Source organism: Cutibacterium sp. KB22876 (assembly GCF_059728865.1).
In genome coordinates this window covers 490082-504453 of the sequence record NZ_AP040858.1, presented here as the reverse complement: position 1 = coordinate 504453, position 14372 = coordinate 490082, and the positions used below count along the sequence as shown (strand labels likewise).

Genomic DNA, 14372 nt, shown 5'->3' with positions numbered 1-14372 from the left:
CTGAGGGGGTAGTGGGGTCGGGTCCATGAGGAGGTTCCCTGGGGCCGACTCCACGCACTGGTACGTGATCAGGTTATATCAGTGATGCGATGCGAATAATGAGCCACCCGACCGGGGTCGTCGCCCCTCCGACAAGGTTGCTGATGCGGGTTGCACCGTTAGGGATCTTGATGCCTGAGGTGTGAGCGGCGCCGGTGAACCATGTAGCCAGGTCCGTTCCGGCGTACATGATGACGGCGAGGGCCAAGGTGCCGGTGAGGAGCATCCGGAACATGTTCCTGTGACAGAACGGAGTGACCAATGCCATGAGGAACATAAGCGAAGGAAGATCAACGAATGGGAGAACCTTGTTTCCGGGGAGTACGAATGCCAGCAGCAGTGCGATCGGGATGAGCAGGACTCCGGTGGCCAGGACGGAGGGTTCCCCGATTAGCAATGCAGTATCCATGCCGAAGTAGAAGTCCCGGTTGGGAAACCACTTCTTTAAGCGTTCCTCAGCGCCGTCACGAACGACCGTCAAGCCTTCTACGAGGATGTCGATCATCTTTGGAAGAATGAACATTGCAGCTGCGATATCGACACCGAGAATTAGAGACTTTCCAATGTCATAACCAGAGCCGAGTCCCATGCCAAAACCCAGGATGAGTCCGATGACAATGGGCTCCCCCAGAACTCCGAAACGGTTGGAGATCGTCTCTGGATTGAAGTCAACCCGCCTCAGTCCGGGAGTGCGTTCGATCAGCCAGTTGACGGCGAGGCCGAAGGGCACGAAGTTGAGACAGGTGAAGTGAGGGAACGAGATTCCCCGCAAGCCGTACTGCTTCTGAATGAATGGTGCGATGAGGTCTCCGGCAACCAGGCTCAGCACGAAAGCCACCATGCAAGCTATGACTCCGATCCAGAAGGATCCTGATGCATTTTGCGCTAAGGCGCCCACCAGCAGGAATATCCAGTAATTGAAAATGTCGATGTCAATCGTCCTAGTGGCTTTCAGCATGAGCAGAATCAAGTTAAGGACCAGGAAGGAAACGACGACGACAGGTACGAGGGGCGACCCCCAGCCAATGGTCGAGGCAGTGCCCCAGCCGACATCGAGGACGGTGAGGTCCAGACCCATCCGCTCGACCATGAGATGAGTGGCGTCTCCCAGGGAATCCAGGAGGAAGGTGATGATGAGGTTCACTCCGACGAAGCCGATTCCCACCAGCATTCCAGCTTTGAAGGCCTGGCCGAGTCTCAGGCCGAAGACCAGACCGATGAGGAGGAACAGTATGGGCATGAAAACTGGGGCGCCGAGCCCAAGGATGGAGTTGATGACGGACATGGTCTTTCACCGTCTCCGGAGTGCGGCGTGGAGCCGGGTTGCGAGCATCGCCGGTGTCTTCCGAAACGCGTCGATGGTTGATCCCGCAAGGTGACCGGTCACGGTGACGTTGTCCAGGTCGAGGAGCGGGTCGTCACTGGCCAGGGGCTCGTTGTCGAAGGTGTCGAGGGCCGCTCCTGCGATTGTTCTGTCTCGGAGGGCTCGGACCAGCGCCTTCTCGTCAACCAGGCCAGACCGGGCAGTGTTGATGAGGATGGCATGGGATGGCAGCGCGGAAAGGACCTCGCTGGACACGAGATGGTGGGTTTGAGGTGTGAGCCGGGCGTGGACGCACAGGATGTCGCTGACCGTGGCAAGGCTGGTCATGTCATAGTGGCGTTCGAAGGCCTCCTCCTCCACCATGGGGTCGTAGTAGGCGACCCGGGCCCCCATGACTTGAACGAAGGCGGCCACTCTGCGCCCAATCTGCCCTAACCCGACAATGCCCACCGTTTTCCCTTCAATCTCTGGGATGGACTGGACATTGGGGAAGTCCCGGGCCCAGGATCCATCGCGCAGGTTGGCCTGTGATCGTGCGATGTTTCGGGTCTCGGCGAGGATCATCCCCAACGTGAATTCCGCGACGGCTTCAGCATTGCGTCCAGGAGTGTTCAGGACCTCGATGTGATGCTTTGCAGCAGCTTCGGTGTCGACGTTCTCGGTGCCTCCGCGCAGGACCCCGATGACCTTCAGGTTGGTCGCCGTTTCCATGACAGAGGAGGGCACTGGGCAGAACTGGGTGACGATGGCGTCGAACTCGGCGACGTCATCGAAGATTGCTGCTGGAATATCAATGGCGTCAGGGCCTGCCTGCTCGACGAGGAGATTGTCGTGCTGGAGGTCTTCGATGGAGTCGTGATTCCAGGTTCGTATGACTGAGGATTTTTCCAATTCTGGGATTATGGAGAATCCAGACCTTATGTAATCGGCTGGGATGAAATTATCGGCGATGCACAAAATTTTCATGGTTCACCTCATTAACATTCCACCAGTGGCGTTGACTGTTGCACCGGTGATGTAATCGCTTTCTGGGCTTAGAAGGAACAGGATAACGGGGGCGATATCATTGGGTTGTGCAATCCTTCCAATTGGTATCCGATTTCGGTAATAGTCGGGCCGGGCGGTGATGGAATCGCGAACCATGTTGGACTCCATCATGCCAAGAGCGATGCAGTTCGCGTTGATGCCACGTTGAGCCACTTCACGCGCAAGTGACATCGTCATTGTCACAATTGCCGCTTTTGACGCGGCGTAGTGGGCGTGTCCGGTGGTTGATCCTTGGAAGGCTGCTTGTGAAGTGACGTTGACAATTTTCCTGGTGATATTTGCTGGTTCTTGGGATACCATTTTCTGGCACAGAATGAATGGGGCCCTGACATTAATGGCGAAGGTCAGATCCCAGTCGTTGACCGGTATGTCCTCGAATTGCCCCGAGAGCCACGTTCCAGCATTATTGACAAGGTGGTCGATGCCCCCCATGTCATAGGCGGCATCTTGAAAGAGTCTCTCGGTGGAAGCAACATCGGCAAGGTCACAGGCGTAACCATGGGCGCGGTTACCAAATTTGTCGACGAGTTGCGCAACACCGTCAGAGTGACCGTCTGGCCGATACGACATTCCAACCGAAGCGCCGGCTTCCAGCAATTGGCGGCTCACCTCCCATCCCAAGCCCGTTGCGGCTCCTGTGACGAGAGCGGTGCGTCCCCGGAATGGTTGGTCAATCATGAGATGTCTCCTTGTTGAGGGTCTCGCGCCAGGCGTCATAGTGGTCTGCGAAAAGTCCGGCCTTGGTGGGATTCGGGATGAGCTCGCGATGCCCGGGAGCCATCTCCCGAGCTGCTTCGAGAACGTTGGAGTACTCCCCGATCATGGCCGCGGCTGCCATGACAGTTCCCAGAGTCCCCGCCTCGTTGACCTGGACGACATGCAACGGCCGTTGGGTTGCGTCGCAGAACATTTGCGTCCATTGCGGGCTGTTGGCTATCCCGCCGGTGAACACCGCCTCTTCCGACAGGGGCTGGATTCGTTCGAGGCGTGCGATGTGATCCATGTGACTGAAGATGATGCCTTCATAAATCGATCGCAGGATGTCGGCCAAGCCGGTGGACGCCTGGATCCTTGAGAAGACGCCTCGCACCGTTGGATATGCCGAGTTGCCGAAGACGAAGGGTAGGAAGGACGGGGCATCGGAGTGCTCGGTGTGTGTGGAAAACACGATCTTGTTGATGAGTTTATACAGTTCCTGTCGCGAGGGCAGTTCGTGCCCACTGAGCTCCATGGCCGGGTTGAGGACGGAGTTGATGAACCACTCGAAGACCCCCGCTGACGTCGGTGATCCCTCAGTTATGAGCCACGCATTGGGGGGCGGGTAGATCGATGTCATGAACAGGTCGGGATCGACCACAGGGGCGCTTGACACGAATTCATTGATCGACCAGGTGCCGGTGACGATGGCGAGACGATTCATCTCTACCAGTCCTGAGGCCAGTGCCGATGAGGCAATGTCGAAGACCCCACCGGCGACCGGTGTGCCAGCTGCCAGGCCAGTCTCGGCCGCTGCCCGGGGTGTGACAGTGCCGGCCTGCTGGTCGGACTCCACCACAGGAGGCATGAGGTGGGCCAGCTCGCCGATTCCGTAGAAGTTCATCACATCGGCGTCGTACTCACGTTGGGAGACGTTGAATAGGCTCGTTCCAGAGGCGTCGGAAATGTTGTTGGTCGCCTGCCCGGTCAGGCGCATCCGGACGAATCCGGAGGCGAGCAGGGCCCAGCAAGACCGTTCGATGACTTCGGGTCGGTGCCGTTGCAGCCAGGACAAGAGAGCAGGAGGCTGTCCAGGCCACAGTGACTGGGCCGTGCGTGGTAAAATATCGGTGGCAAAGTGGGAATCCTTTCGCCAATCTTCCACGAGAAGTTCGGCCCTCTCATCGGTGGAGATGATGGCGTTGTACGTGGGTCTGCCTTCATCGTCAACCATGTACAGCCCATTTCCGTGTCCGGTTGCCGACACGGCGGCGATGTCGTTCCCGCTGATTCCCGAGGCATCGAGCACCCGATGGATTGCGGTTACGTTTGAACGCCACAAGGCATCCATGTCCCGTTCGGTCAATCCCGGTCCGGGAGTGTGGAGTGGAACGTGATCTCCGCAGCGAGAAGCGACGAGAGTCCCATCCGGCTTATACAGGGCGGCCTTCGTTACTGAGCCGCCGTCATCAATTCCGAGTAGATATTTCATGATGCTCACTCCACAATGAGATGTTGCTTGTTGTTGCTCCGTTGAGGCCGGCATCACGCAGCGCGCTGAGCATCTCGTCGGTTCGGATGAATCCACCCGCGAGGATCTCCGAATCGGGCAGGACGTCTCTGAACTGCGCGTGTACATCCAGTGCGACTGCAGCAGGGAGAAGCTCGACGCCGTCTCCTTGGAAGCCCTTGAGTGCCTGCAGCGCTGTCGTGACCGAACGTGAATCCATCAGGGCGACTCGGTAATAACGACGCATGCCGGTGCGCTTGGCTAAGGCAAGAGTCTGGTGGGAGGACGTGAACACGCCGTCAACCTTGAAATTGTTGCGCAGAAGAAGGATTCCGTCCGGATCGGCACGAAACCCTCCGATGAGATCTGACTGCACGAAGACGTTCTTGCGCATGGCATGAACACGAGATGACAGGCTGACGAGGTTCCCGATGTGCACGTTGGACAACAGGACGTCAGGACTGGGACTCGAGAGCGCCGCGTCGAGTGTGCGCAGATCGCGCACCGATGGGATGACTCTCCATGACGGGGAGGTCATGATCGGCATTTCTGTTGGTATATCTCCATAGCTGCATCCACCCCGACGCCCCCGTGGATGACGGCTGCCATGGCAGCGACCTTCGCTGTCGGATCTGGGTCGTCCACGATGTTGCGTCCCACCGCGACACCGCGCGCCCCGGCATCGAGGCATCGCGACAGGTAGGTGAGGTAGTCGGACAGATCCTCGGTTCTCGGGCCCCCGAGGGCGACGACGGGCACGGTGACGGCGTGGATGATTCGGCTGTCCTCCACAGTTCCTGTGAGCCGAGTTTTAATCATGTCAGCCCCCACTTCCTCAGCGAACCGGGCCGCGACTGCGACGTTTTCCGGTCGTGAGCCCGGGTCGTCGACACCTGCGTAGGAATAGGGGAGGGACTCGACGATGAGCGGCATTGCGAAATGTGATGCTTCGCCACTGAGTTTCTGGATCTCAGCCTGGGTACGGGGACCGTGTTCGGCTCCCATGAATGACATGACGACCAGCCCGTCAGCGCCGATGCGGACCCCGTCGAGAGCCGAGTTAACCATGTGCGTGGATGGTACGGAGGGATCGAAGACGTTCGTTGAGGCATCGCAGCGTAGAACGACGCCGACGTCTCTCAAGAAGGATGCACAGCGGGCCGCGATCCCATGGGGAACTAGCACGGCGTCGAGGCCTTCCTGCGCCATCTGTGGAACGGCAGCCACAGCTCGGTCCACATTGCCGGCGTGCGGACTGAAGTTGTGGGCATCCGCTGCTAGCATGAAGCTGCGACCGTCGGGGGCAATAATGTGGTCCATGCGACGTTGTGAAATCTTGTGAATCGACATTGATTCTCCAGTCTTGGTGGTGACGTGGAAATGGATCCCGCGCATTGCTTGTAGGGTGTTTCTAGAAGTGATGGCGTCAACAAAAAACGCCCACCAATCCCTTTTGGGATGGTGAGCGTTCAAGGCGCTAACTCACGAAAACTTTATTTTTCTTAAAATGATAACAGTCGACTGCTGGTCTGTCAAGGGGCTGGGGGTCATGTGTGTGAGGGGAATCATCCCAGGGCTGGTTCTGTGCCTGCGTTCTTCGGAGAATAGGAACAGGACGATGATCCGCGAAGCTCCGGAGCTGGTTCTTGACACCATCAGGTCAGCATTGTGGCGTCGACATCAAGGGGTGCTCGTTCCGGTGTGAGGCGCGGCTGACGGTGCTTCGGCTCGGAATATTGGAGCGTGCCCCAGATGGGTGGTTGACGCGGGTGCGAAAACTGTCACCTCAAGAAGGGGCGGAGCAGGTTCGTGTAGATCCCCTGGAGCACCGGAGACTTTTCATGCCTCACAGTGAGAATCGGCCACATGTTGAAGGCTGTCAGTCCTGAGAGAAGAGGGACGAGGCGGACAGACACGAGCCGTGGTCCTCCGAGGCGTCATGAAGGTGCATGGTTGATGATTCGTGGGTCATGGAAATGGCAGCTGAACCGCGATGCATGTCGTCAAAACGACGCTCCCTGACGGGTCTTGCCGTGCCAAGGTTGCTGGGGGATTTCGTGCCTGCGGTAGTGGAGGGCTTCCGGGGAGTAGCGGAAGTCTTCGGGGGTGCCGATGGATGCGCGCCCTGCACAAGGTGAGCCGAGGATGCGTTGGGAGTTGGGAGACTCGCTGCGTCGAAACGAGGGGCAGCAACTCCGGACGGAAGGGGTTCGAAATTGTCAATCCCCAAGGATTCGGAATCGTCTTCACCTGGATCCGGGGTAGGAGACGACGAGCGCTGAGAATACGACGGTGTCGGAAGGGTCTGATGAGGGTGAGGACGTGCAGGTTCGTCGTGCTTCTCGGAGTCGTCAGAAATACCTGAGAGCGCGCTGGTCAGGGCGGTCAAGGAACCGCTGAGCAACTTGTCAGCTGAGAGGCCCGACAGCGGGTCAGTAACTTTCGCCGATGTGTGAGGCCGCCGCTCGATGACCTTCTTCTGCCCCAAGGAGTCAGGACTCAGAATCCGCAGTTCTTGGTCATCCGAGCCAGATTCGTGTTCGTAATCCCGACCGGTCTTGCGTTTTTCCTTGTCCTTCTGCGCCTGGACGATCCACATGATCACCGTCGCGAGCAGCACCAAGCCGATGATCCCATCGAAGGCGCTGTCTTTCATGACGAAAAGGAGAATGGTGAGGAAGACTATCGCCGATGAGTGCTTGCTAGCTGACGAGCCCTTGCCCGAGGTGCCCTTGCTACCGGTGGCCATGTCACGAGGATACGTGATTGGTGTCCCCGACACTCTGCCGGCGGAAATGGAAAAGGATCACCTGAAGTGACCGTGTGCCGTCCTAGCTGCGTGCGAGAACGAGACGATTCCTAGGATTACTCACATGACACACGATCCCGTGACACAACGAGCTCCTCACAAGGCCGTCATCATGGCTCGAGGCCTGGGAACCCGCATGCGCAAGGCCGCTGTGGGTGTCTCCCTCACTGCAGAGCAGGCAAGCGCCGCACAAGCGGGCGTCAAGGCAATGATTAGTCTGGATGGCCGTCCTTTCCTCGATTATGTGATTTCTTCCCTCGCAGATGCCGGGTTTGACCAATTCTGTCTGGTGATCGGTCCGGAGCATGATCTGATTCGCGATTACTACGACTCTTGCGAGAAGTCACGAGTCGAGATCACATACGCGATTCAGGAACAGCCGCTAGGTACTGCTGATGCGGTTGCAGCTGCCGAGCACTTCGCCGGTGACGACAGAGTCCTTGTTGTGAACTCGGACAATTTCTACCCCGAGGACGCTGTTGCCAGGCTTCGCGAAGTACCCGCATCTGCGACGCTCGGCTTCACGAAGCGTGCCATGATCGATCAGTCCAATATCGACCCGGAGCGTATTCGTGCCTTCGCTCTGCTGGATTCTGACGATTCTGGTCAGCTCACCGACATCATCGAGAAGCCGGCCCCCGAAGTTGTTGACGCTGCTGGGGAGACCGCGTTGGTCTCGATGAACTGTTTCCTGCTTACCCCGAGGATTTTCGAAGCCTGTCGTTCCATCGAGAAATCTGCGCGTGGTGAGTACGAGATCGTCGATGCGGTGCGGTGGATGGTCGAGCAAGGCGAGCGGTTTGCCGTTGTTCCCGTCGAAGCGGGCGTTCTTGACATGTCGAACCGTGGGGACATCGCCTCGGTGGTTGACGCGCTCGGTGGTCGCGAGGTGAAACTATGACGCGTTGGTTCGTTCCAGGGCGTATCGAGGTCCTCGGGAAGCACACCGATTACGCCGGTGGGTCGACGTTGGTGGCCGCAGTGGATCGCGGCGTGACAATTTCGGTGGAGCCAGGGGACAGGGGGCTCACGGCATCGACCGACGCAGCTCCCGGTGAGTTGTCGTTGAAGGCTGGCTACGATCCAAAATTGCCGGCAGGGCACTGGGGCAGGTACGCCCAGGCCGTACTCGATCGCCTGACGGCCAATTTTGGCGACCTGGCCCCGGCGAGGATCCGGTTGACCTCCGACCTGCCGCTTGCCAGCGGGATGAGCTCCTCGTCAGCTCTGGTCAGCGCGATTGTGCTTGGTCTGGCCGATTTCAACGGGCTGTCGGATACCACTGCTTGGCAAGACAACATCACCGATGACGTTGACCTGGCAGGATACCTGGCCTGCCACGAGAACGGCATGACCTTCAAGAACCTTGCTGGTGCCGCTGGCGTGGGAACTTTTGGCGGCTCAGAGGACCACACGGCGATGGTGTGCAGCGAGGACGGTCGACTCGGGCAATTCCGCTTCTGCCCGATCCGACTGGAGACACGAGTCCCGTTCCCCGAGGACATGTCGTTCGTCGTCATTGTTTCTGGGGTGGCGGCTGAGAAGACCGGAGCTGCGCGGGATCTCTACAACGCAGCGTCCCTGGCAACTCGGGAGATCGTCAGTCGGTGGAATTCGAACACTGGTCGTCATGACGCGGTCATCGGCGATGTCCTTGCCGTTGACCCTGACGCCGAGAAGCTTTACGAGGTGGTGCGGGATCGAGAGGACCTCACCCGACGCCTGGATCATTTCCTCACCGAGTCCGAAAAGATCATCCCGGAGGCGTCCAAGGCGCTATCGTGTGGCGACCTCAAGGAGTTCGGTCGAATGGCCCAGGAATCTCAGCGAGCGGCCGAGGATCTTCTTGGCAACCAGGTTCCGCAGACCGCCGCCTTGGCGCGCATCGCGCATGATCTCGGAGCGGTTGGTTCAACCTCCTTTGGTGCTGGTTTTGGCGGCTCGGTGTGGGCGTTGGTTCCGTCCGCGGAGTCGAAGGAGTTCGCCGAAAAATGGATCGCCTCGTATCGCGACGAGTACCCGGAAGAAGCGTCCCAAGCGATGACTGTCGTTGCCCGTCCGGGACCCTCTGCTCGGCGCCTGGACTGAAAAGCCGGGAGTCCGCTCATCGCCATCTCGCCATCGCGCAGGGGTGGTGAGCGGATCTTCGCGACCGCGGTCGTCCTGGAACCTGAAGGCGTTTTCCAGCTTATCCTTGAACCGTGGCGGACGAGATCGAATTTGGCACTGGCGGCTGGCGAGCGATCATCGCGGATACCTTCACTCGTTTCAATGTTGAGCGAGTCGCTCAAGCGCTATCAGACCGTATACATGACGAGAACCAACAGCAGCGCCCGGTTGTCATTGGGTACGACCAACGCTTCCTCTCCCCAGAATTCGCATGGTGGGCGGCAGAAGTGCTCGCGGCTAATGGGCTCACCGTTCGGATCATTGACCGGCCTGCTCCGACCCCGATGATCATGTGGACTGTCCGCGACCTGGACTGTGCCTATGGCATGGCGGTCACGGCCTCCCACAACCCCGCGACGTACAACGGACTCAAGGTGTTCACGGAGGGCGGTCGTGACGCCAAGGTGGAGATTACTGAACCCATCCAGCGTCGTGCCAATTCCATCGGCCCATCCGACATCAAGCGCGTACACCGCGCTGACGCCCTTCGTGACGGGCTGGTCGAGGTGCAAACCTCGATGAACTGGTACATCGACGCGATCCTCGACCATGTCGACCTCGAAGCGATTCGACACGCCCACCTCAAGGTTGTCCTCGACCCGATGTTCGGAGTCTCTCGCACCTGCCTCCAGACCATCCTCATGACGGCTCGTTGCGACGTCGATACCATTCACGAGCGCCGCGACACCCTCTTTGGCGGGCGTCTCCCTTCCCCGAACTCCAAGACCCTGCAGGCGTTGACCCAGGAGGTCGTCGAGCGGGGAGCCGACATCGGCATCGCCACCGATGGTGACGCTGACCGACTCGGTATCATTGATGATCAGGGACATTTCCTGCACCCCAACCAGATCTTGGTCCTGCTGTACACCTACCTGTTGGAGGACAAGGGCTGGAAGGGCGGGTGCGTGCGCAACCTCGCGACGACACACCTGCTCGATCGCGTTGCCGAGGCCCACGGGCAGACGTGCTACGAAGTTCCGGTCGGTTTCAAGTGGGTGTCGTCCAAGATGGCTGAGACCGGCGCTGTGATCGGCGGTGAGTCCTCGGGAGGTTTGACCGTCAAGGGACACATTGCGGGCAAGGACGGCGTCTACGCGGGCACCCTGCTGGTGGAAATGATCGCCAAACGGGGCAAGAAGCTCTCCCAGATCTACGCTGACATCGAGGAGCGTTACGGTCGCCTCGAGATGGTGGAGGATGACTTCTCCTTCGCGTCCGAGGACAAGGAGGCGCTCAAGAAGCGCATCTACGAGGAGAAGGATCTTCCCGACTTTGGCCTCGAGATTGACCACATCAGCGACATGGACGGAGTCAAGGTGTACTTCGCCAACGGTGGGTGGATCATTGTTCGCTTCTCCGGTACCGAGCCCCTGCTACGAGTGTTCTGCGAGATGCCGGACGCTGAGATGGCCCGTGCGTGCATCGACGAGGTCGTTGAGCACTATCAATTCGAGTGACGGGGTGGCCCTGCTTACGCCAAGGGGTTGGGCCCGGCGACCCGGGCAGTTGGCCTGGTGATGGGTTTTCCCCGCTTGGTGTGTGGTTGCGACAGAGGCGTGACGTGACCACACACCAAGCGGGGATTTTGCCCGGTATTGGGCTCGGGGGCAGGGGGCACGACGCGCGGATGAGGTGAGGATGTGCCTTGTTGCTATCCACGCAGCCCAGTGACGATTAGCCCATCATTCCCCGGTCCAATGACGATCCACCCGCTTCGAAATGTCACAGGTGATCTCGTAACTGATGGTTCCGAGCTGCTCGGCCATGTCGTCGGCGGTCAAGACCTCGTCTTCCTGGGTTCCAATGAGAACTACCTCATCACCCACGGTGGCAGTCGAATCAGGGCCGAGATCGACCATGAACTGATCCATGCACACCCGACCGACGATGGGGTGAACAGCGCCTCCGATGAGCACGCGCCCCTTGTTCGACAACGCCCTGGATAGCCCATCGGCGTATCCGACAGGCACGGTGGCGATTTTTGTCGTCTCGCCTGCGGTCCAAGTTCGTCCGTAGCCAATAGTGTCGCCTGGATTGACAGTTTTGACGAAGGTGACGTGACTCACCCAGGACAAAGCAGGGTGCAGTTCGGCGCGACCAGCGTGCGGGTCGGGGTCGTATCCGTAACCGACGATGCCTGCGCGCACCATCGACGTTCGTCCCAGGTCATGTCCAAGGATCGCGCCGGAGTTGGCAAGGTGCACCAATGGGAAGGGTCCGCGCTCCGCCTCGATTCGGGATACAGCATTCATGAAAGTGCTTATCTCGCGTCGTGTGAAGTCCTTTCCCTCGGGGACGTCACTGATGGGCAGGTGAGTGAATACTCCCTCGACCTCGACGTTCTCGGCACGATCCGCGGCGGCCGTGAGTTCGCCAAGTTGTTCAGGCCGCAACCCAATACGCCCCATACCGCTATCGACGGCAATGTGGATCTTGACGGTGACTCCCCGCTTCCCGGCGGCAGAGTTCACTGCATCCAGGGTGTCGAAATCCACCACCGTGAGGCGCATGCCGGATTCGATAGCAGCATCGAGGTCCCAGGGGTCAACGGGGGAGAGCTTGAGGATGGGGAGTGTGATGTTGGCTTCCACCAGCTCTTGGCCTTCCGCGACAGTGGCGACGGCAAGCCAGTCAGCGCAGTGATGTTTTTCGACATAGCGGGAGACCTCGACGGCACCGTGCCCATAAGCATCGGCCTTGACGGCGAAAAGGATCTTCCGGCCACCAGCCCGTTTCCTGACGACGGCGAGGTTCGCAGCGATGGCAGACAGATCAACAATGGCGTGTGAGGGCGACGGGCATCTTGACATGTGTCATAACTCCTTTGAGCTGTCAGAAATTGCGATGCGGTCAACGGATAGGGGAGGGCGACGCCGGCACGCATGACGGAATGATGGAACTGGCCACGTCCGCGTGGCTGGCGGACGGCCCCATTCCGGGCACTTCACTGCGGGCCGGTTGCATCAGTTGTCATCGTGTCTCACACTCTGGTCCAATTCCCTACCAGCCAAGATTTGGTGCGGTCCCGATAGAACGTGCTGGTCATCATCGTCGCTCGACTGTCCCTCTCTAATCGGTATCGTCGGTCCCCGCGTCGTCGCGGATGGCGTGGTGGCGGTCGAAGAACCAGCCGATTCCGAGAATGAGGAACCAGAGAGGCGTGAGTGCGAGAGCATGGGCGGTGTCAGGTTCCTGGGCCAGCAACACGAGGGTGAAGACGAAAAACGCCAGGATCGCCCAGCACATGCCGCGCCCACCAGGCATGGGGTACTTCGACGTTGAATGGGCGTCCGGAGCAATCTTTCGGTACTTCATGTAGCTGATGACGATCATGCTCCAGACAAAGATGAACAGCACTGAGGAAATTGTCGTCACAAGAGTGAAAGCCTCGACGAAGGATTCTGACGCCGCCAGCAAAAGCGCTGTGCTGAGAACCAGGACGGTGACGACGAGCCCCCATCGCGGGACGCCATTTTTACTGAGGCGCCCAAACTGTCTCGGAGCCATCCTCTTATGCGCGAGGCCAAAGAGCATCCGTGAAATGGAGTAGATCCCGGAGTTCGATGACGATGCAGCGGACGTGAGTACGACGAAATTCATCACGCTGGCGGCCCCAGTGAATCCGACGAGTCCCAAAACCTGTACGAACGGGGATGAATCCGGGCGGACCTCGTTCCACGGCACGGCTGTCATGATCGCGGCCAGAGCGCCGATGTAGAAGATGAGGATTCGTGCCGGAACAGCACTGATGGCTCGGGGAAGCGTATTTTCAGGGTCCTGGGTCTCGGCTGCGGTTGTGCCGATGAGTTCAATCCCTACGAATGCGAAGGCCGCCATCTGGAATCCAGCGAAGAACCCACTCCATCCATTTGGCATGAATCCACCGTGATCCCACATGTTGGTGAATGATGCGGCGCCCCCAGAGGGGGATTTGAATCCAATGATTGCCAGCACGATGGCAAGAATGATAAGTGAGATAATCGCGATGATCTTAATCAGTGCGAACCAGAACTCCAGTTCACCGAACATTTTAACAGTGAGGAGATTCAAACAGAGAAGTAGGACGAGTGTCGCAGCTGCTAGTAAGGTAGCAAGGCTATGGTTTTTGATCCAGAAATCCCAGTAAGTGGTGATTCCAATGAGTTCGGCCATTCCAGTGACAATCCAACAGAGCCAGTAGGTCCATCCCAAGAAGAATCCTGCCCAAGGGCCGATCAGATCGGCTGCGAAATCCTGGAAGCTCTTGTAATCGAGGTTGTACATGAGCAACTCGCCCATGGCTCGCATGACGAAGTAGAGCATGGTCCCGATGATGAGGTAGGAGACGATGATGCTTGGTCCGGCAGCGTGGATGGCTTTCCCGGATCCGAGGAACAGGCCGGTCCCGATGGCGCCACCGATCGCGATCAGCTGGATGTGACGGTTGTTCAGATTGCGGTGGAGGTGCACCTCGCCGTGCTCCTCGGAATGTGATGAATCCGCAGTCAGGGAAGCCTCACCCATTGGCATTTGAGGGCACCCCGAAGTGTCTGGATTTTCGCCGAAACCAGTCATGTGTCGCCTCCGTGAAATGGACGTCAGAGTCGCGCGGTGAGGGTGAATCGACGGTGTCTCACCTTCTACGATGAAACTTGTTTGCAGCATAGCACCGGCCGGTCGACTCCTGGTGATCGTCATTTAAAGGATGGCCAAATAGTCGTGGTTGGAGTACGAGTGCCATGCTCGTCGATTTCTAATCATTATGGTGATCCATCCGCCAATGAGATGGCTATCAACCC

General features: G+C 58.7%; 12 protein-coding genes. 3 read left to right on the top strand and 9 right to left on the bottom strand.

Features of this window, described 5'->3' with window-relative positions:
• Nucleotides 1-73: 73 nt before the first annotated feature.
• The 7 genes from AC6I1W_RS02345 to AC6I1W_RS02315 form a co-directional block, all read right to left on the bottom strand.
• Nucleotides 74-1324 (bottom strand): PTS transporter subunit IIC, encoded by a 1251-nt coding sequence (locus AC6I1W_RS02345; protein ID WP_117188373.1) that lies wholly within the window; start codon nucleotides 1322-1324, stop codon nucleotides 74-76.
• A gap of 6 nt (nucleotides 1325-1330) precedes the next feature.
• Entirely contained in the window at nucleotides 1331-2329 is a 999-nt protein-coding gene (locus AC6I1W_RS02340) for a 2-hydroxyacid dehydrogenase (protein ID WP_065673295.1), read from the bottom strand.
• A 3-nt stretch (nucleotides 2330-2332) separates the two neighbouring features.
• Entirely contained in the window at nucleotides 2333-3088 is a 756-nt protein-coding gene (locus AC6I1W_RS02335; protein WP_462553268.1) for an SDR family NAD(P)-dependent oxidoreductase, read from the bottom strand.
• Complete coding sequence (locus tag AC6I1W_RS02330; RefSeq protein ID WP_284950748.1) at nucleotides 3081-4598, bottom strand: FGGY-family carbohydrate kinase; 1518 nt, start codon at nucleotides 4596-4598, stop codon at nucleotides 3081-3083. The genes AC6I1W_RS02335 and AC6I1W_RS02330 overlap by 8 nt, the downstream gene beginning before the upstream one ends.
• A complete protein-coding gene (locus AC6I1W_RS02325) occupies nucleotides 4576-5154 on the bottom strand; it encodes a glycerol-3-phosphate responsive antiterminator (RefSeq protein WP_497743570.1) in 579 nt (192 codons plus the stop codon). The genes AC6I1W_RS02330 and AC6I1W_RS02325 overlap by 23 nt, the downstream gene beginning before the upstream one ends.
• Nucleotides 5151-5966, bottom strand: coding sequence for a class I fructose-bisphosphate aldolase (locus AC6I1W_RS02320; RefSeq protein ID WP_284950746.1), 816 nt, complete (start codon nucleotides 5964-5966; stop codon nucleotides 5151-5153). The genes AC6I1W_RS02325 and AC6I1W_RS02320 overlap by 4 nt, the downstream gene beginning before the upstream one ends.
• A gap of 529 nt (nucleotides 5967-6495) precedes the next feature.
• Entirely contained in the window at nucleotides 6496-7272 is a 777-nt protein-coding gene (locus tag AC6I1W_RS02315) for a hypothetical protein (protein ID WP_419762719.1), read from the bottom strand.
• A gap of 217 nt (nucleotides 7273-7489) precedes the next feature.
• Here AC6I1W_RS02315 and AC6I1W_RS02310 point away from each other — a divergent pair, with 217 nt between their 5' ends.
• From AC6I1W_RS02310 to AC6I1W_RS02300, 3 genes are all read left to right on the top strand, one after another.
• A complete protein-coding gene (locus AC6I1W_RS02310; protein WP_117188375.1) occupies nucleotides 7490-8326 on the top strand; it encodes a nucleotidyltransferase family protein in 837 nt (278 codons plus the stop codon).
• The gene (locus AC6I1W_RS02305; RefSeq protein WP_284950744.1) at nucleotides 8323-9513 is read left to right on the top strand and encodes a galactokinase family protein; all 1191 of its coding nucleotides are present in this window, start codon (nucleotides 8323-8325) and stop codon (nucleotides 9511-9513) included. Before AC6I1W_RS02310 ends, AC6I1W_RS02305 begins: the two co-directional genes overlap by 4 nt.
• 113 nt (nucleotides 9514-9626) lie before the next feature.
• Nucleotides 9627-11051, top strand: a complete 1425-nt coding sequence (locus AC6I1W_RS02300; RefSeq protein ID WP_016666511.1) for a phosphoglucomutase/phosphomannomutase family protein — start codon at nucleotides 9627-9629, stop codon at nucleotides 11049-11051.
• Between the two features lie 225 nt (nucleotides 11052-11276).
• On the opposite strand, the gene alr is transcribed toward AC6I1W_RS02300, so the two are convergent.
• Together alr and AC6I1W_RS02290 are read right to left on the bottom strand one after the other, a co-directional pair.
• Nucleotides 11277-12404, bottom strand: coding sequence for an alanine racemase (alr, locus tag AC6I1W_RS02295; protein ID WP_065673300.1), 1128 nt, complete (start codon nucleotides 12402-12404; stop codon nucleotides 11277-11279).
• Between the two features lie 259 nt (nucleotides 12405-12663).
• On the bottom strand, nucleotides 12664-14097 hold the full coding sequence (locus tag AC6I1W_RS02290) for an amino acid permease (protein WP_179856557.1): 1434 nt from the start codon (nucleotides 14095-14097) through the stop codon (nucleotides 12664-12666).
• Between the last annotated feature and the right edge of the window lie 275 nt (nucleotides 14098-14372).